Origin of the sequence: Mesorhizobium ventifaucium, from assembly GCF_935822925.1 — a bacterium.
Classification (GTDB): Bacteria; Pseudomonadota; Alphaproteobacteria; order Rhizobiales; family Rhizobiaceae; genus Mesorhizobium; species Mesorhizobium ventifaucium.
Map to the genome: position 1 here is coordinate 148,077 of NZ_CAKXZS010000023.1, position 17,335 is coordinate 165,411.

Annotated in this window: 17 protein-coding genes; 9 read left to right on the plus strand and 8 right to left on the minus strand. The window is 62.3% G+C overall.

Features of this window, described 5'->3' with window-relative positions; translation table 11 throughout:
• Positions 1 to 11: 11 nt before the first annotated feature.
• Complete coding sequence (locus tag NMG70_RS18675) at positions 12 to 1,583, plus strand: GMC family oxidoreductase (RefSeq protein ID WP_254025913.1); 1,572 nt, start codon at positions 12 to 14, stop codon at positions 1,581 to 1,583.
• A 67-nt stretch (positions 1,584 to 1,650) separates the two neighbouring features.
• On the opposite strand, the gene NMG70_RS18680 is transcribed toward NMG70_RS18675, so the two are convergent.
• Positions 1,651 to 2,046, minus strand: coding sequence for a hypothetical protein (locus tag NMG70_RS18680; protein ID WP_254020180.1), 396 nt, complete (start codon positions 2,044 to 2,046; stop codon positions 1,651 to 1,653).
• Between the two features lie 302 nt (positions 2,047 to 2,348).
• Here NMG70_RS18680 and urtA point away from each other — a divergent pair, with 302 nt between their 5' ends.
• The 6 genes from urtA (at position 2,349) to NMG70_RS18710 (ending at position 8,790) form a co-directional block, all read left to right on the plus strand.
• Positions 2,349 to 3,659, plus strand: coding sequence for an urea ABC transporter substrate-binding protein (urtA, locus tag NMG70_RS18685; RefSeq protein ID WP_254025914.1), 1,311 nt, complete (start codon positions 2,349 to 2,351; stop codon positions 3,657 to 3,659).
• A gap of 125 nt (positions 3,660 to 3,784) precedes the next feature.
• Complete coding sequence (gene urtB, locus NMG70_RS18690; RefSeq protein ID WP_254025915.1) at positions 3,785 to 5,401, plus strand: urea ABC transporter permease subunit UrtB; 1,617 nt, start codon at positions 3,785 to 3,787, stop codon at positions 5,399 to 5,401.
• Entirely contained in the window at positions 5,398 to 6,630 is a 1,233-nt protein-coding gene (gene urtC / locus NMG70_RS18695) for an urea ABC transporter permease subunit UrtC (RefSeq protein ID WP_254025916.1), read from the plus strand. The genes urtB and urtC overlap by 4 nt, the downstream gene beginning before the upstream one ends.
• A gap of 3 nt (positions 6,631 to 6,633) precedes the next feature.
• Positions 6,634 to 7,380, plus strand: coding sequence for an urea ABC transporter ATP-binding protein UrtD (urtD, locus tag NMG70_RS18700; RefSeq protein ID WP_254025917.1), 747 nt, complete (start codon positions 6,634 to 6,636; stop codon positions 7,378 to 7,380).
• 70 nt (positions 7,381 to 7,450) lie between these two features.
• Complete coding sequence (gene urtE / locus NMG70_RS18705; RefSeq protein ID WP_254025918.1) at positions 7,451 to 8,146, plus strand: urea ABC transporter ATP-binding subunit UrtE; 696 nt, start codon at positions 7,451 to 7,453, stop codon at positions 8,144 to 8,146.
• 467 nt (positions 8,147 to 8,613) lie between these two features.
• Positions 8,614 to 8,790, plus strand: coding sequence for a hypothetical protein (locus NMG70_RS18710; RefSeq protein ID WP_254020174.1), 177 nt, complete (start codon positions 8,614 to 8,616; stop codon positions 8,788 to 8,790).
• 29 nt (positions 8,791 to 8,819) lie between these two features.
• Here NMG70_RS18710 and NMG70_RS18715 read toward each other — a convergent pair whose 3' ends face one another.
• From NMG70_RS18715 to NMG70_RS18740, 6 genes are all read right to left on the minus strand, one after another.
• A complete protein-coding gene (locus NMG70_RS18715; protein WP_254025919.1) occupies positions 8,820 to 9,626 on the minus strand; it encodes a DUF72 domain-containing protein in 807 nt (268 codons plus the stop codon).
• A gap of 192 nt (positions 9,627 to 9,818) precedes the next feature.
• Positions 9,819 to 12,740 (minus strand): excinuclease ABC subunit UvrA, encoded by a 2,922-nt coding sequence (uvrA, locus tag NMG70_RS18720; protein ID WP_254025920.1) that lies wholly within the window; start codon positions 12,738 to 12,740, stop codon positions 9,819 to 9,821.
• 828 nt (positions 12,741 to 13,568) lie between these two features.
• Positions 13,569 to 13,757, minus strand: coding sequence for a hypothetical protein (locus NMG70_RS18725; RefSeq protein WP_367185552.1), 189 nt, complete (start codon positions 13,755 to 13,757; stop codon positions 13,569 to 13,571).
• A gap of 53 nt (positions 13,758 to 13,810) precedes the next feature.
• Positions 13,811 to 14,416 (minus strand): ATP-dependent Clp protease proteolytic subunit, encoded by a 606-nt coding sequence (locus NMG70_RS18730; protein ID WP_254025921.1) that lies wholly within the window; start codon positions 14,414 to 14,416, stop codon positions 13,811 to 13,813.
• Positions 14,417 to 14,437: 21 nt separating this feature from the next.
• On the minus strand, positions 14,438 to 14,944 hold the full coding sequence (locus NMG70_RS18735) for an SRPBCC family protein (protein ID WP_254025922.1): 507 nt from the start codon (positions 14,942 to 14,944) through the stop codon (positions 14,438 to 14,440).
• Positions 14,941 to 15,255 carry an ArsR/SmtB family transcription factor gene (locus NMG70_RS18740; RefSeq protein ID WP_254025923.1) on the minus strand — a complete coding sequence of 105 codons (315 nt, stop codon included), beginning with the start codon at positions 15,253 to 15,255 and terminating at the stop codon, positions 14,941 to 14,943. Before NMG70_RS18740 ends, NMG70_RS18735 begins: the two co-directional genes overlap by 4 nt.
• A gap of 239 nt (positions 15,256 to 15,494) precedes the next feature.
• On the opposite strand from NMG70_RS18740, the gene NMG70_RS18745 reads away from it, so the two are divergent.
• Entirely contained in the window at positions 15,495 to 16,013 is a 519-nt protein-coding gene (locus NMG70_RS18745; protein WP_301555163.1) for a single-stranded DNA-binding protein, read from the plus strand.
• Between the two features lie 132 nt (positions 16,014 to 16,145).
• A complete protein-coding gene (locus tag NMG70_RS18750; RefSeq protein ID WP_254025924.1) occupies positions 16,146 to 16,571 on the plus strand; it encodes an OsmC family protein in 426 nt (141 codons plus the stop codon).
• An 87-nt stretch (positions 16,572 to 16,658) separates the two neighbouring features.
• On the opposite strand, the gene NMG70_RS18755 is transcribed toward NMG70_RS18750, so the two are convergent.
• Positions 16,659 to 17,288 (minus strand): MarC family protein, encoded by a 630-nt coding sequence (locus NMG70_RS18755; protein WP_128168113.1) that lies wholly within the window; start codon positions 17,286 to 17,288, stop codon positions 16,659 to 16,661.
• Positions 17,289 to 17,335: the final 47 nt, after the last annotated feature.

A 17,335-nucleotide genomic window follows, 5' to 3' on the forward strand; every position in this document is an offset into this window, starting at 1 on the left:
GGGAGGATACCATGGCAGCACCATTTGATCTCAAGAACGACGGCGTGGTCGTCATCATCGGCTCGGGCGCAGGCGGCGGCACACTCGGCAATGAACTTGCGCAGAAGGGCATCGATGTCGTCATCCTGGAGGCGGGAGCCCGTCACGAATACCAGGATTTCATCAATGACGAGTGGGATTCATTCGCCCAACTCGCCTGGACGGACAAGCGCACGACCTCGGGCGACTGGCGGGTGGCGAAGGATTTCCCCAACCTGCCGGCATGGATCGTTAAGGCGGTCGGCGGCTCGACCACGCACTGGGCGGGCGCCTCGCTGCGCTTTCAGGAGCACGAATTCAAAACGCTTTCGACCTACGGAAAACTGGAAGGCGCGAACCTGCTCGACTGGCCGATGACGCTTGCCGAGCTGGAGCCCTACTACGCAAAGGCCGAAGACAGACTGGGCGTGACGCTCACTAACAACATCCCAGGCCTTCCCGGCAACAACAACTTCAAGGTGATGAAGGCCGGCGCCGACAAGCTCGGCTACAAGGAGTGCCACACCGGCCGGATGGCAATCAATTCCGAGCCGCGCGACGACCGCAATGCCTGCCAGCAGACCGGCTTCTGTTTCCAGGGCTGCAAATGGGGCGCCAAATGGTCGACGCTCTACAGCGAAATTCCCAAGGGCGAGGCGACCGGCCATCTCGAGGTCAGGCCGAATGCCATGGCCATCAACATCAACCACGATGCGTCAGGCAAGGTAACCGGCGTCGTCTATGCCGACAAGGACGGCAGACTGAGGGAACAGAAGGCCCGCATCGTCGCCGTCGCCGGAAATTCGATCGAGAGCCCGCGACTGCTGCTCAATTCGGCATCGAGTCAGTTTCCCGACGGCCTTGCCAATTCGTCGGGGCAGGTCGGCAAGAACTACATGCGCCACACCACCGGCTCGGTCTACGGCATCTTCGATAAGCCGGTGCATATGTATCGCGGCACCACCATGGCCGGTATCATCCGCGATGAGGCCCGCAACGATCCCTCGCGCGGCTTCGTCGGCGGCTACGAACTCGAGACGCTGTCGCTCGGCCTGCCGTTCATGGCCGCCTTCCTCAATCCCGGCGGCTGGGGGCGTTCCTTCACCACGGCGCTCGACCACTACGACCACATGGCCGGCATGTGGATCGTCGGCGAGGACATGCCGCGCGAGGAAAACCGCATCACGCTGCATGCCGATATCAAGGACGAGCACGGCATGCCGGTGGCGGACGTCCATTTCGACGACCATTCCAACGACACGGCGATGCGCAACCACGCCTACAAACAGGGCTCGGCGCTCTACGAGGCGGTCGGGGCGACGCGGACCTTGCCGACGCCACCCTATCCGTCGACCCACAATCTCGGCACCAACCGGATGAGCGAGAAGGCGGCCGACGGCGTCGTCAACAAGCATGGCCAGGCGCACGACATCAAGAACCTGTTCGTGTCGGATGGCAGCCAGTTCACCACGGGCGGGGCTGAAAATCCGACATTGACGATCGTGTCGCTGGCGATCCGTCAGGCCGAGTACATTGCCGGACAAATGTCGGCCAAAAGCATTTAGCCATACCCTCCCGACTGCCTGCTCGCGCGGAACCCCACAAGGTTTCGCGCCTCTTCTTGTCGGCTGTTCAACGCTTCGTGCAGGTCGAGGCGGTGAAGGCGCCGTCGGGCTGCTTCATGATGATGTCGAAGGACGGGCTGATCTGACCGTCCAACGTGGCTTGCGTGAGCGAGATCGAGTTGCCGCCGGTCGTGTAGCCGCCCAAGGGGCCCAACCAGGTGATCTCGCCATTGGCATCCATCTGATAGTTGTAGCCCTGCCGGGCGGTTCCGAAGCTCACCGGGCCGCTATAGACATTGCCCTTGACGGTGATGTCGCCAAGGCTGAGGAACATGCCAAGCAGATAGACTTCGCAGTGATAGGCGCCGTCCGGCAATTTGCCATCTGTGAAGTCGGCGTGTGCACTGCCGCTCGCTGCAGCCAGAAGCATGGTGCTGAAAATACAAGAAATCCTGGAGGCCATGACGTCGCTCGTTTGAAGATCGAACTTGCCCCATTTTCCTGCTGCGCTGCAACGGTTCGCCGTCTTTGATCTGGTTCTGCTCAAAATTGGTGCGTTAATTCGCGAGTGATCAAAAATTAGGCGAGAGCGGGGAATTTTTTCTCAAGCAGAGCACGGGCGGCGGCGCTTATCTTTGGCGGCTAATATATTAACCGGCTGATAGGGCTGGGAAATCCAAGCCCACTTGATTTTGCCCCCGCGATTGGCACAGCCGTTGCATGGTCTGTTTGCGATGCGATCAACCAGCTAGGGAGTTTTGAAATATGAGGGGCAGTTTCTCGACAATAACAAAAATGCTTTCGGCAGGCGCGGTCACGGCCGGCCTGATGATGAGTTTCCCGGCCAGGGCGGCTGACGACACGATCAAGGTGGGTATTCTCCACTCGCTGTCGGGTACCATGGCGATTTCGGAGACGACGCTGAAGGACGCCATGCTGATGCTCATCGACGAGCAGAATGCAAAGGGCGGCCTTCTCGGCAAGAAACTCGAAGGGGTCGTCGTCGATCCGGCTTCGAACTGGCCGCTGTTTGCCGAAAAGGCGCGCGAGCTGATCTCCAAGGACAAGGTCGCGGCGGTATTCGGCTGCTGGACCTCGGTGTCGCGCAAGTCAGTGCTGCCGGTGTTCAGCGAGCTCGACAACATCCTGTTCTACCCCGTCCAGTATGAGGGCGAGGAGAGCGAGCGCAACGTGTTCTACACCGGTGCGGCGCCGAACCAGCAGGCAATTCCGGCCGTCGACTATCTGATGAGCGAGGACGGCGGTTCGGTGAAACGCTGGGTGCTTGAAGGCACCGACTACGTCTATCCGCGCACCACCAACAAGATCCTCGAAGCCTATCTGAAAGCCAAGGGCGTCGCCGCCGAAGACATCATGGTCAACTACACGCCGTTCGGCTTCTCCGATTGGCAGACCGAGGTCTCGGCGATCAAGAAGTTCGGCTCGGCCGGCAAGAAGACCGCCGTCGTCTCGACGGTCAATGGCGACGCCAACGTGCCGTTCTACAAGGAGCTCGGCAACCAGGGCATCAAGGCCGAGGACATCCCGGTCATGGCCTTCTCGGTCGGCGAGGAAGAGCTTGCCGGTCTCGACACCGCGCCGCTCGTCGGCCATCTCGCCGCCTGGAACTATTTTCAGAGCATCGATACGCCCGCGAACGCGAAGTTCATCGCCGACTGGCACAAGTTCATCAAGAACGACAAGCGCACCACCAACGACCCTATGGAAGCCCATTATGTCGGCTTCAACATGTGGGTGAAGGCGGTCGAGAAGGCCGGCACCACCGATCCTGACAAGGTCATCGACGCCGTGATCGGCGTCTCGGTGCCGAACCTGACCGGTGGCTATTCGACCATGATGCCGAACCATCACATCACCAAGCCGGTGCTGATCGGCGAAATCCAGGCCGACGGCCAGTTCGAGACCGTCTCGCAGACGCCTGGCCTGGTGATGGGTGACGAATGGTCCGACTATCTGGCTGATTCGAAGGACCTGATCTCCGACTGGCGCGCGCCTCTGTCCTGCGGCAACTTCAATGTCGCAACCGGCAAGTGCGGCGGCAAGGGAACCAACTGATCCTCCCGGGTCTGACGGTCGTGGATTTCTCCACGACCTGGACCGCGACGCGTCCGGGCGAGCTCGTCCTCTCCTCCAGTCCGCCCGGACGCGAAGTTTCAACCTTCAAGAGTCGCCAGAAATCGATGGTCTTCACCCGCGCGATCGGCCTGACGCTGCTGCTCCTCCTGGGGATGCTGTCGCCGTCGAACGCTGCCGAAGCGGATCTGCGCGCCATCATCGCCAAATTTGCCACTGCCTCGAATTTCTCGGCCACCGAAGCTGTCGTGCGCGAGCTCGTCGCCACCGGTGACACTGCCGTCGAACGTCCGCTTGGCGCGCTTGCCGAGGGCGATCTTTACGTCCGCAAGGCCGATTCGCTGGTTTTCATCGGCAAGGCAGCTGGCGGCAGCGTTGCGCTGCTCGACCCGCTGAGCGGTGAAAAATCGGGCGACGCGGCCAAAAGCGAGATCACCAAGATCAAGGTCAACAACACGCTGCGCCGCGCCATCCGCGATGCGCTGGGCACGCTGACGCTCGGCGCGAAAGATCCGGCCGCGCGCATTGCCGCCGCCGACACCATGTTCAAGACGCCCGACGCGACAAACATCGAGCCGCTCGATGCCGCCATCGCCAGCGAGGGCGTGGCAAGCGTCAAAGCGCTGCTCGAACAGGCCCGCGCCGCATCGGTTCTGGTCTCCGACAGGCCGGAGGCCGACAAACTGGCGGCGGTCGCCCTGATCGGCGGGCGCGGCGATCGCAACGCGCTGTCCCTGCTCACCGCCGTCGAGGCCAATTCCGAAGGCGCGGTCAAGGACGCGGCGACGGCGGCGATCGCCAACATCAATTCGACGCTGGCGCTGTGGGATGCGGGCCAGAACATCTGGTACGGCATTTCCCTCGGATCGGTGCTGCTGCTGGCGGCGATCGGCCTCGCCATCACCTTCGGCGTCATGGGTGTCATCAACATGGCGCATGGCGAAATGGTAATGCTCGGCGCCTACACGACCTTTGTCGTGCAGGAGGTGATCCGAAACTCCTTTCCCGGCCTGTTCGACTGGTCGCTGGTTATCGCGCTGCCGCTGGCCTTCTCGGTCGCGGCGCTCGTCGGCCTCGTCATCGAGCGGGGCGTGATCCGTTTTCTCTACGGCCGGCCGCTGGAGACGCTGCTGGCGACATGCGGTGTCTCGCTGATCCTGCAGCAGGCCGTGCGCACCATCTTCGGGCCGACGAACCAGGAGGTCGGCAACCCGTCATGGATGTCGGGTTCGTTCGGCATCGGCCAGCTTGCCGTGACCTGGAACCGGCTCTGGATACTGGTTTTCGCGCTCGGCGTGTTCGCGGTGCTGCTTTATGTGATGAAGCGCACCCCCTGGGGCCTGCAGATGCGCGCCGTCACCGCCAACCGCCGCATGGCCGCTTCGATGGGCATCAGGACGCCGTGGGTCGACGCGCTGACCTTTGCGCTGGGGTCTGGCATTGCCGGCATCGCCGGTGTCGCGCTCAGCCAGATCGACAATGTCTCGCCCAATCTCGGCCGCGGCTACATCATCGACAGCTTCATGGTCGTCGTCTTCGGCGGCGTCGGCAATCTCTGGGGTACGCTGGTCGGCGCCTTCTCGCTCGGCATCGTCAACAAGTTTCTCGAACCCTATGCCGGGGCGGTCCTCGGCAAGATCGTCGTGCTGGTCCTCATCATCCTGTTCATCCAGAAACGCCCGCGCGGCCTGTTCGCGCTGAAGGGCAGGTCGGTGGAAGCATGATCACGGGACGCTTCTTCGCCGCCGGCGCCGACCGCCGCATCGCCATCACGATCTTCATCCTTTTGGCGGTCGCCATCATCGTGCCGCTGCTCAATCTTGCGGTCGCGCCGACAAGTTCCTTCTACGTGCCGTCCTATGTCGTCGCGCTCACCGGCAAGTATCTTTGCTACGCGCTGCTCGCCTTGGCGCTCGATCTCGTCTGGGGCTACTGCGGCATCCTTTCGCTCGGCCACGGCGCCTTCTTCGCGCTCGGCGGCTACGCGATGGGCATGTATCTGATGCGCCAGATCGGTTCGCGCGGCGTCTACGGCAATCCGCTGCTGCCGGACTTCATGGTGTTCCTGAATTATGGGGAATTGCCATGGTTCTGGTACGGTTTCGATCATTTCTGGTTTGCCGCGATCATGGTGCTGGCGGTGCCCGGCCTGCTCGCCTTCGTCTTCGGCTGGTTCGCCTTCCGCAGCCGCGTCACCGGCGTGTATCTGTCGATCATCACCCAGGCGATGACCTATGCGCTGCTGCTTGCGTTTTTCCGGAACGACATGGGTTTCGGCGGCAATAACGGCCTGACCGATTTCAAGGATATTCTCGGCTTCAACGTGCAGGCCGATGCGACACGCTCGGCATTGTTCGCGGCCAGCGCCGTCACGCTGGCGCTCGCCGTCCTCGTCACCTGGGCGATCGTCGGTTCCAAATACGGCAAGCTGCTGATGGCGGTGCGCGACGCCGAGAGCCGCACGCGCTTTCTCGGCTGGCGCGCCGAGAACGTCAAACTGTTCGCCTTCACCGTGTCGGCCGTCATGGCCGGCATTGCCGGCGCGCTCTACGTGCCGCAGGTCGGCATCATCAATCCAGGCGAGTTCGAGCCGTCCAATTCGATCGAGGTCGTGGTATGGGCGGCCGTCGGCGGACGCGGCACCATCGTCGGGCCAATCATCGGCGCGCTCGTGGTCAATGCCGGCAAATCCTGGTTCACTGGCGTTCTGCCGGAGTTCTGGCTGTTTGCGCTGGGCGGACTGTTCGTCGCCGTCACGCTGTTCCTGCCCAAGGGCATTGTCGGCATGTGGGATTCCTGGCGGGGCAATGCCAGGGCGCTACGCGCGGCCTCGATCAATGAGGAGTCTGGCACCCATCCTGCCGTCCCGCCACCGCCGAAGATCATTCGCTCGGCTGCGAGAACGCCTGGCGACTGGTCCGCGTCGGGCCCCGAACCGCAGCCGGCGGAGTGAGCGATGTCTAAGAGCAACACCATCCTCTATCTCGACGGGGTCTCGGTCTCCTTCGACGGCTTTCGCGCCATCAACAATTTGTCCCTGGTGCTCGACAAGGGCGAGATGCGGGCGATCATCGGTCCGAACGGCGCCGGCAAGACCACGATGATGGACATCGTCACCGGCAAGACGCGCCCCGACGTGGGCGAGGTTTACTTCGACGGGCAGGTCGACCTGACGAAACATGACGAGGCCGAGATCGCCATGATGGGCATCGGCAGGAAATTCCAGAAGCCGACGGTCTTCGAAAGCCACACGATCGAGGAGAACCTGATGCTGGCGCTGAAGGGCCCACGCTCGATCTTCCCGGCACTGTTCCATCGCCGATCGGCGGCGGAGGCGCGGCAGATCGACGACATCCTCGGCATCATCCGGCTCGGCGACAAGCGCGACGAGCTCGCCGCCAATCTCAGCCACGGACAGAAGCAATGGCTCGAGATCGGCATGCTGCTGGCGCAGGATCCGAAGCTGCTTTTGGTCGACGAACCGGTCGCCGGCATGACCGACGCCGAGACCGAGGAAACCGCGCGGCTGCTCAAGGATATTGCCCGCGACCACTCGGTCATCGTCGTCGAGCACGACATGCATTTCGTGCGCGAGCTCGGCGTCAAGGTCACCTGCCTGCACGAAGGTTCGGTCCTGTCCGAAGGCTCGCTCGATTTCGTTTCGGCCGACGAGCGTGTCGTCGAAGTCTATCTGGGGAGATGATCATGGTCTGGCGCGTTCCGTTCCATCATTTCGACCTTTCGTTCTTCAGGCGTTGGAGAAGGCGCTGACCATGCTCGAAGTCTCCAACGCCACGCTGCACTACGGCGCCGCCCAGGCGCTGCGTGGCGTCTCGCTGAAGGCCGGCGCCGGCAAGATCACCTGCGTGCTCGGCCGCAACGGCGTCGGCAAAACCAGTTTGATGAGATCGATCGTCGGCCACCACCGGCTGACGAGTGGAAGTGTTGCCTTCGAGGGGAAGGCGCTCGACCGGAGCGCGGCGTATGATCGCGCCCGGTCGGGCATCGCATTCGTGCCGCAGGGCAGGGAGATCTTCCCGCTGCTCACCGTGCGGGAAAACCTCGAATCGGGCTTTGCACCATTGAAGCGCGCCGACCGCAACATTCCCGGCCACGTCTTCGAATTGTTCCCGGTGCTGAAGCAGATGCTCGCGCGCCGCGGCGGCGACCTGTCCGGAGGCCAGCAGCAGCAGCTTGCCATTGGCAGGGCACTGGTGATGCGGCCGAAACTGCTGGTGCTCGACGAGCCAACCGAGGGCATCCAGCCGTCGATCATCAAGGATATCGGCCGCGTCATCCGCTATCTGCGCGATCAGGCTGACATCGCCGTGCTGCTGGTCGAACAGTATCTCGATTTCTGCCGGGAACTGGCCGACGAAGTCAACATCATGGACCGCGGCCTGATCGTCCACACCGGCCCGGCCGAGGATCTCGACCGGGCGGATGTCCGCAAGTTCCTGACCGTTTAATCGCAGACCCCCGAGATTAGCCGAACCATCTCTCCCGTCGTCATCCTAGGGCGAAGCAAGGAGCGAAGCGACGCGGCGGAGACCCCAGGATCCATGCCGTGCCGTCAGCCAAAGAGTGCAGCGGTCAAGATAGCCCCGTTCTCCGGCGCACCCATCCTGGATTCTGCCCCGTGGCGACGCTCTGAAGTTACGGATGGATCCTTGGGTCTTCGCTCCGCTTCGCGTCGCTGCGCCCAAGGATGACGAAAATCACGAAGGCCCGCTCAGTCTTTCCTGAACGCCTCTGGCGCGCTGAAGATTGCATGCTAGGCTTTACTTGGCCTTGTTGAGTCGGCCGCTTTCCGTATCAGTCTCGTTGACAGATCAAGGTGAGGCGCAGGCTCAGCCGGCACGTTCCGTGCAAGCAGCCCCCAACTGCGATCTGATCGTTGTTCAAACGCATTTGGGGCACTTGGCCAGGGCAGCCGATGGAACGTTACCTCGAGGACTACCAGAAACGACGGCTTACCGAGCGCGTCGACATCATGAACGCCATCGATATTCTGAAATCGCAAGGATACGACCACGACCAACTGATCGCGGAGCTAACCAAGGTGTTCTTCGTCGATCTCGATGCCTACAACGAAGTCGTGGTGGCGGCGTGACAGAAGGTGGATGCGCTGTGCCGCCAACGTCAGCCTGTGACGCGCTTCATCAGCGCCATGGCGCCGAACGGCGCGCGGGCCTTGCCTTCGGTGATGAAGTAGACGAACACATCCCGCGGTTTGACCTGTGCTTCGGTTGAGGGATCGGCGCGCGGCAGGTCGGCCGGCGCCTTGCCCTGCGCCCAGGTCTTTGTCCGCGCCGCCCATTCGTCGAGCGCCTTTGGCGTGTAGCAGTCGGGATTGTCGTCGCTGCCGGTCTGCAGCCGGGCATAGACGAAATCGCCGGTGACGTCGGCGATTGCCGGATATTTGGCGTGGTCGGCGTAGACGATCGCGACCTTGTATCGGCGCGCCAGTGCGGCGAATTCCGGCACGACGAAACTGTCGTTGCGCACCTCGACCGCATGGCGCAGCGCAATGCCGTCCTGCTTTTCAGGCAACAGCTTGAGGAAAGCCTCGAAATCGTCCGCGTCGAATTTTTTGGTCGGCGCGAACTGCCACAGGATCGGCCCGAGCTTGTCGCCGAGCGCGACGACGCCCGATCCCAGGAAACGCGTCATCGACTCGCCGGCCTCTCCGAGCACGCGGCGGTTTGTGACGAAACGGTTGCCCTTCAGCGAATAGACGAAGCCATCCGGCGCCTCGTTTGCCCATTTGACGAAGGTCGGCTCCTTGAAACTCGAATAATAGGTGCCGTTGACCTCGATGCTCGGCACCTGCCGGGTTGCGTAGTGCAGCTGCTTCGCCTTGGACAACTTGTCCGGGTAGAAGGACGCGTCCCATGGCTCGAAGGTCCAGCCGCCCATGCCGGCGCGGATTTTTCCAGATTGAGTCACTGTCGTCCTCCCGGGTTGAAATAGATCAGGCCGTAGCGATCGTTTCCCCAGCTTTAGCCATGTCGAAAAGCGGATTGGGCGTAGGGCGGCGCATCGGCGGCTTCCGTCAGCCGGTCGACAGCATCAAGATCACCGGCAAGCGCTCTTCTGATCTTCATTTGAAGGTTCTTTCAAACGCCAGCCAGCCTTCACTCACTCCGCCGCTTCGCGCTTGCCTCCGGGCCGCCGCTCCAAAAGTTCCCTAAGGAACCGGCCGGTATAGCTGCGCTTTTCGCGGACGATATCCTCGGGCGTGCCTGAGGCCACCAGCTCGCCGCCGCCGTCGCCGCCCTCGGGACCGAGGTCGAGCACCCAGTCCGCGGTTTTTATCACCTCCAGATTGTGCTCGATGACGACCACCGTGTTGCCCTGGTCGACCAGCTCGTGCAGCACCTCAAGCAGCTTGGCGACATCGTGGAAATGCAGGCCGGTGGTCGGCTCGTCGAGGATGTAGAGCGTCTTGCCGGTTGCCTTGCGCGACAGTTCCTTGGCCAGCTTGATGCGCTGCGCCTCGCCGCCCGACAGAGTCGTCGCCTGCTGGCCGACATGGATGTAGCCGAGGCCGACCTGTTTCAGCGTCTCCAGCTTGTCGCGCACGCCGGGCACGGCGGCGAAGAAATCGACGCCTTCCTCGACCGTCATGTCGAGCACGTCGGCAATCGACTTGCCCTTGAACAGGACGTCGAGCGTCTCTCTGTTATAGCGCTTGCCGTGGCAGACATCGCAGGTGACATAGACGTCCGGCAAAAAGTGCATCTCGATCTTGATGACGCCGTCGCCCTGGCAGGCTTCGCAGCGGCCACCCTTGACGTTGAACGAGAAGCGGCCCGGCTGATAGCCGCGCGCCTTGGACTCCGGCAGGCCGGCGAACCAGTCGCGGATCGGCGTGAAGGCGCCGGTGTAGGTGGCGGGATTGGAGCGCGGCGTCCTTCCGATCGGCGACTGGTCGATATCGATGACCTTGTCGAGGAACTCGAGGCCCTCGATGCGGTCGTGCTCGGCCGGGTGCTCGCGCGAGCCCATGATGCGGCGCGACGCCGCCTTGAACAAGGTCTCGATCAGGAAGGTCGACTTGCCGCCGCCGGAGACGCCGGTGACGGCGGTGAAGGTGCCGAGCGGGATTTCGGCGGTGACGTTCTTCAGATTGTTGCCGCGCGCGCCGACGATCTTCAGGCGCCGGTTCTTCTTGGCCTCGCGCCGCACCGCCGGCGTCGCCACTTCGAGCTCGCCGGACAGATATTTGCCGGTGATCGAGGCCGGGCTGGCCATGATTTGCTGCGGCGTTCCCTGCGCGATGATGTGGCCGCCGTGGATGCCGGCAGCCGGGCCGATATCGACGACATAATCGGCATGCAGGATGGCGTCTTCGTCATGCTCGACGACGATCACCGTGTTGCCGATGTCGCGCAGATGCTTCAGGGTGTCGAGCAGGCGCGCATTGTCGCGCTGGTGCAAGCCGATCGACGGCTCGTCCAGCACATAGAGCACGCCGGTGAGGCCGGAGCCGATCTGCGAGGCCAGCCGTATGCGCTGGCTCTCGCCGCCCGACAGCGTGCCGGAATTGCGCGACAGCGTCAGGTAGTCGAGCCCGACATCGTTGAGGAAGCGCAGCCGCTCGCGGATTTCCTTGAGCACGCGCACCGCGATCTCGTTCTGCTTGTCGCTGAGTGCGGAGGGCAGCTCGGTGAACCATTGGTCGGCCTTGCGGATCGACAGCTCGGTGACCTCGCCGATGTGCTTGCCGGCAATCTTCACCGCAAGCGCTTCCGGCTTCAGCCGGTAGCCGTGGCATGCCGGGCAAGGCGTCGCCGACATGAAGCGCTCGATCTCCTCGCGCATCCAGGCGGATTCGGTTTCCTTCCAGCGCCGCTCGAGATTGGGGATGACACCCTCGAAGGTCTTTGTCGTCTGGTAGGAGCGCAGGCCGTCATCATACTGGAAAGTGACCTCGCGCTCGCCGGTGCCGTGCAGAATGGCCTGTTTTGCCTCTTCAGTCAGGTCCCGGAACTTATCGCCGAGCTTGAAGCTATAAGCCTTGCCCAGCGCCTCCAGCGTCTGCACGTAATAGGGCGAGGTCGATTTCGCCCATGGGCTGACGGCGCCGCCGCGCAGCGACAGATTGTCGTCGGGCACGATCAGGCTGGCGTCGATGGCGCGCTGGCTGCCGAGGCCGTCGCAGGTCGGGCAGGCGCCGAACGGGTTGTTGAAGGAGAACAGCCGCGGCTCGATCTCGGGAATGGTGAAGCCGGACACCGGGCAGGCGAACTTTTCCGAGAACAGGATGAGCTCATGCGTCTCGTTCTTCGACTTGTTGACCGAATCCTCGCCGGTCTGGCTGGCGTCGAGCGGCCGGTCGGCGAATTCGGCAACCGCCAGCCCGTCGGCGAGCTTCAGCGCGGTCTCGATGGAATCGGCAAGCCGCGTCGCCAGATCGCCGCGCACGACGACGCGGTCGACGACGACGTCGAGATCATGCTTGTACTTCTTGTCCAGCGCCGGCACGTCGGCGATTTCGTAAAAGACACCGTCGACCTTGACGCGCTGAAAACCCTTCTTCTGCAGTTCCAGCAGTTCCTTGCGATATTCGCCTTTGCGGCCGCGCACCATCGGCGCCAGGATGAACAGACGCGTGCCTTCATCGACCGCCAGCACGCGGTCAACCATCTGCGACACCGTCTGGCTCTCGATCGGCAGGCCGGTGGCCGGCGAATAGGGGATGCCGACGCGCGCGAACAGCAGCCGCATATAGTCGTAGATCTCGGTGACGGTGCCAACCGTCGAGCGCGGGTTCTTCGACGTGGTCTTCTGTTCGATGGAGATGGCCGGCGACAATCCGTCGATCTGGTCGACGTCAGGTTTTTGCATCATTTCGAGGAATTGCCGCGCATAGGCCGACAGGCTCTCGACGTAGCGGCGCTGGCCCTCGGCATAGATGGTGTCGAAGGCGAGCGACGACTTGCCGGATCCCGACAGGCCTGTCATGACGATCAGGCTGTCACGCGGCAGGTCGAGATCGACATTCTTCAGATTGTGTTCGCGCGCCCCGCGAATGGAAAGATATTTATGGTCGGCCATCGCCGGTCGCCGCCTCAGATCTGGAATCTCGTGGGATGGCGGGTTGTCCCGGCCATCTCCCATGTAGGTATTTTCGCCACCATTTCGAGAGACGCCACAACTCTCGACCAAGCCTTTAACCGTCTTTCGCGCGGGCGAGCAAGCGGAAAGAACAAAGGCCGAACAAGCTCCTGACAAAATGCGTCATGTAATCCACGGCCGACGCCGCTGCTCAAAGCGGATGCAAATTTCGGATTCGCCACACAAGCGATCACGTTTTTGGTAAATCGACTATCCAACTGTTGACGTCTACGCGTCAGGGAGTCAGACTCCAGACGTCACCCGAAGCCGTCCGTCTATCGATGGCCTCGCCGCCTAAGGCGGCCTGCGAGACGCCGCAGGCTTTTGCGATATGCGCTTCGGACGACACCAGTCGCAATGGACAGAAGAGGAGAGCAGAGGAATGACTCCACCGGACAGTCCCTTGAGGCTCCACCTGTCGCTGGAGCCGCGGCAGGCATAAGTGCCAGGGCCAGGCGTTTGCGCCGCCCGACAAACCGTGACCTGCCGATCCCAATAAAAATCAGAGACTACTAGTCGGATCGTCGGCCGAACGCCGCGAAGCATCCGAGATCAAAAGCCGGCAGTGCGCTCCCGGCAGTTGGATTTCAGATCCAAGAAAGCCCCGACCGTTTGCGGAAGCAACGGCGGGGCTGTTCGTTTGTAGTGGTGCAAGCGCGCACGAGTGCCTGCATTCCAGCAGCAATGATGGCCGATGGACCCTATCGGCGCGGCGCCTTGATCGCGCCGGCGCCGAAGCTCATGCTGCCGGAAATCCTGACATCGGTATCACCATCTTGACCTGGCCTTGCCGCCGGCGGGCACGGCATCATGAGGTTCTGGAGCCGGCTTGGCGATGCGATAGTCGTCGGCCACGCCGGGCAGCGTGCCGTTCTGCAAAGGGGCCGAATTGTCTTCGGCGAACGCCGCGCCGGAGGTCATCGCCGCGACGGTGATGCCGACGATCAGCCGGTTCAAGCGGGCGCGTGAAAACTTGTCGAACATTGAACGACCATATCGCCGCATAGCTTTCAAGCCGCCTGTTTGCGCCTATCAAAGACATGATCGACAAGGCCCCATGTCTTTGCCTCCGCGGCGGTCATGAAATAGTCGCGGTCAAGCGTGCGTTCGACCTCTTCATAGGTGCGGCCGCAGTGATGCGCATAGAGTTCGGTCATGCGCTTCTTGGTGCGCAGGATGCCTTCGGCGTGACGCTGGATATCGGAAGCCTGGCCCTGAAAGCCGCCCAGCGGCTGGTGCAGCACGATGCTGGTGTTGGGCAGCGCGATGCGTCGCCCCGGTGTGCCGGCCATCAGCAAGAAGGAGGCCATCGACGCAGCAAAGCCCATGCAGACGGTGGATACGGGGCAAGAAACGTACTGCATCGTGTCGTAGATGGCGAAGCCGCTGGTCACCACACCGCCCGGCGAGTTGATGTAGAGCGATATCTCCTTGTCTGGATTGTCGGATTCCAGCGACAGGAGCTGGGCACAGACCAGCGCCGACACACCATCGTCGATCGGACCGTTGATGAAAACGATGTGCTCGCGTAGCAGCCGCGAAAAAATGTCGAAGGCGCGTTCGCCACGGCTCGACTGCTCGATCACCATCGGCACCAGATTGGCAAAACCGCTCATCGCTTTTCTCCGTTGTGCCGCTCAGGCCGCGCGCAGGACGAGGCGAGGCGTGTTTGCGGGTATGGTCTGTCTGGGGTTGTGTGCGTTGAGTGAAAGCCGGCAACCGGCGCCGGCAACCGCAGGCGTAACTACTCGCGCAAATCCGTCGTGGACGATATGCAGATGCGTCCCGCCCGACACAGTGCGGTCGAGCGTGAAGGTGACGATGCTATCCATTGGGCTATCCATTGGGCTGTCCAGCGGTCTGGTGAGCGGATCCGCGGTATTGCCAGGCGCCGGCCGCTCCCGCCAGGAATAACGCAGCAGGCGTTCGGGCTCGGCGTCGAGGATTTCGCACTCGATCTGACCATCAGCCGTGGCAAAGGCAAAGCGGCTGCCGATCTCCGGCTTGATGTCGTTCGGCATCATCCAGGCTACGAGCAGGTCCGGCACAATCAGCGCCCGCCACACTTTTTCCGGCGGGTCCGGAAGCTCGCACTCGAACTCGATCGAGTCTGCCGCCATGTTTGAATGCTGTTTTGCCGTCATTGGTCCATATCCTTCAAAACCGCCTTGAGCCGTTCGATACGCTCGGGCCAGAACGCTCGGTAACGCTCGATCCAGCCGAGCAGAGGGTCAAGCCCTTGCGGATCGGCGCGATAATAGGCGTTGCGGCCGGCTCGCCGCTCGGCCACCAGGCCGGCGCCGCGCAGCACCGCGAGATGCTGCGAGACGGCCGGTTGCGACACGGCCATGCCGCTGCGCAGTTCCGACACCGTCATCTCGCCGGCGGCGAGCCGTTCGTAGACGGCGCGTCGCGTCGGGTCGGAAAGCGCTCGAAAAATCTCTGCTTCGATCATGGTCAAAGCATAAGTGGACACTTATTGGTTTGGCAAGCAGTCTTTTTCGCGCCCGTATGGAATGGAGCGGCGGACCCAATCGATTGCTGACATTCCTTGACAGTAGAGATTGATGAGCCTAAGAACGAAAAGAGAACAAAAACCTTGTGGGAAAAGCCAGCCACGGCAGGCGGGGAATGTCCGCAGTCTATAAGGTGAGAGCGAGATTAATTTGTTTCGGATGAGCGCGGAGAAGTATCATGGCGGGTAGCGTCAACAAGGTCATTCTGGTGGGCAATCTCGGGGCGGATCCGGAAATCCGCCGTTTAAATTCGGGTGAGCCGGTCGTCAATATCCGCGTCGCCACCTCGGAAAGCTGGCGCGACAAGACTTCCGGTGAGCGCAAGGAAAAGACCGAGTGGCACAATGTCGTCATCTTCAACGAGCAGCTCGCCAAGGTCGCCGAGCAGTATCTGAAGAAGGGTGCCAAGGTTTATGTCGAGGGCCAATTGCAGACGCGCAAATGGCAGGACCAGACCGGCAATGACCGCTACACGACCGAAATCGTGCTGCAGAAATTCCGTGGCGAGCTGCAGATGCTCGACGCACGCGGGCAAGGCGAGGGCGGTCAGGTCGGCAGCTACGCCGGTGGCGGCAGCAGCCGCGGTTCCGATTTCGGCCAATCCGGCCCGGGCGAGAGTTTCGATCGCGGCGGCGGTGGCGGCAACAAGGGTGGCGGCGGTTCGTCGCGCGAACTCGACGACGAAATTCCGTTCTGATCCCTCGGAGCGAGCGGCTCTGCGCGAGCTGACACCCAGCTATTTGAGGCCACGCATTGGCGTCCCGAAAATCTGTCTCGGATTTTCGGGACGTTGTGCGTTTGAGCGTTGTGCGGTGAAAGGACGTATCAGGTGAAAGCACGGATCAAATGGGTCGAGGAGCGCACTTTCGTCGGCGAGTCCGGCAGCGGTCACAAGGTGGTGCTGGGAACCGCGTTCGGACCGGATGGTAAGACGCCGGGGCCGAGCCCGATGGAACTGGTGCTGCTCGGCACTGGCGGCTGCTCGGCCTATGATGTCGTCCACATTCTCGAAAAGGGCCGCGAGGCGGTCGAAGACTGCGTGGTCGAACTCGATGCCGACCGGGCGGAGAAGGAGCCGCGGGTGTTCACCCGCATCCATATGCATTTCATCGTCAAGGGCCGAGCGCTTTCGCATGACAAGGTCAGGCGGGCGATCGACCTGTCGATCGAAAAATACTGCTCAGCGACCGCGATGATGGCCAAGACCGCCACCGTCACGCATGATTTCGAGGTTGTCGATACAGCGGCGAAGTAGGATAGCGCCCAGTGGCGGCGGTTCGTCGCGCGAGCTGGACGACGAAAATGACGGCGCCGGCAATCAAGCGCGAGGGCGCTTTCATTTTCATGCTGCCATCAGTGCCTTGACGCCGTCGGCGACGAACTGCACGGCAAGCGCCGCCAGGATGACGCCGAGCAGCCGGGTCAGGATCGAGCGGCCGGTCTGGCCGAGGACCCGGTCGATGCGCTCGGCTAGCACGAACACCAGGTAGGTGATCACAAGGCAGATCGCGATGATGCCGACAAGGGCTGCCTGCGCGCCAAAACCTGGAAACGAGCCGGACAGCAGGACGGTCGCTGAAATCGCTCCCGGGCCGGCGATCAGCGGAATCGCCAGCGGAAAGGCGGCGATGTTGTGGATCATGTCCTTGGTGATGGCGACGTCGCCGATCTTCTCCTTGCGGTCCTGCCGGCGCTCGAACACCATTTCGAAGGCGATGAAGAACAGCAGGAACCCGCCGGCGACGCGGAACGCCGGCAGCGTGATGCCGAACACCGACAGGATCGATGCGCCGGCGATTGCAAACAGCGCCATAACCAGGAAAGCGATGATAGAGGCGCGCACGGAAACCTGGTTGCGCTCCTCGCGGTTCATGCCGCGCGTCACGGCGAGGAAGAGCGGCGCTAGGCCAGGCGGGTCGATGGTCACCAGAATGGTGACGAAGGCGTTGAACAGGCTGTCGAAGCTCGGCATCTCTGACCCTCCCCGCCGGGCCGTGCCCGAGACCCCAGCATTGGTAG

What these genes read in the sequence shown, in the direction of transcription:
- NMG70_RS18735 (WP_254025922.1), bottom strand. Translation starts at nt 14,944, where the DNA reads ATGACGGCAAAACAGCATTCAAACATGGCGGCAGACTCGATCGAGTTC.
- urtB (WP_254025915.1), top strand. Translation starts at nt 3,785, where the DNA reads ATGGTCTTCACCCGCGCGATCGGCCTGACGCTGCTGCTCCTCCTGGGG.
- urtA (WP_254025914.1), top strand. Translation starts at nt 2,349, where the DNA reads ATGAGGGGCAGTTTCTCGACAATAACAAAAATGCTTTCGGCAGGCGCG.
- NMG70_RS18710 (WP_254020174.1), top strand. Translation starts at nt 8,614, where the DNA reads ATGGAACGTTACCTCGAGGACTACCAGAAACGACGGCTTACCGAGCGC.
- NMG70_RS18680 (WP_254020180.1), bottom strand. Translation starts at nt 2,046, where the DNA reads ATGGCCTCCAGGATTTCTTGTATTTTCAGCACCATGCTTCTGGCTGCA.
- NMG70_RS18675 (WP_254025913.1), top strand. Translation starts at nt 12, where the DNA reads ATGGCAGCACCATTTGATCTCAAGAACGACGGCGTGGTCGTCATCATC.
- uvrA (WP_254025920.1), bottom strand. Translation starts at nt 12,740, where the DNA reads ATGGCCGACCATAAATATCTTTCCATTCGCGGGGCGCGCGAACACAAT.
- NMG70_RS18755 (WP_128168113.1), bottom strand. Translation starts at nt 17,288, where the DNA reads ATGCCGAGCTTCGACAGCCTGTTCAACGCCTTCGTCACCATTCTGGTG.
- NMG70_RS18730 (WP_254025921.1), bottom strand. Translation starts at nt 14,416, where the DNA reads ATGAGCGGTTTTGCCAATCTGGTGCCGATGGTGATCGAGCAGTCGAGC.
- NMG70_RS18745 (WP_301555163.1), top strand. Translation starts at nt 15,495, where the DNA reads ATGGCGGGTAGCGTCAACAAGGTCATTCTGGTGGGCAATCTCGGGGCG.
- urtD (WP_254025917.1), top strand. Translation starts at nt 6,634, where the DNA reads ATGTCTAAGAGCAACACCATCCTCTATCTCGACGGGGTCTCGGTCTCC.
- urtC (WP_254025916.1), top strand. Translation starts at nt 5,398, where the DNA reads ATGATCACGGGACGCTTCTTCGCCGCCGGCGCCGACCGCCGCATCGCC.
- urtE (WP_254025918.1), top strand. Translation starts at nt 7,451, where the DNA reads ATGCTCGAAGTCTCCAACGCCACGCTGCACTACGGCGCCGCCCAGGCG.
- NMG70_RS18740 (WP_254025923.1), bottom strand. Translation starts at nt 15,255, where the DNA reads ATGATCGAAGCAGAGATTTTTCGAGCGCTTTCCGACCCGACGCGACGC.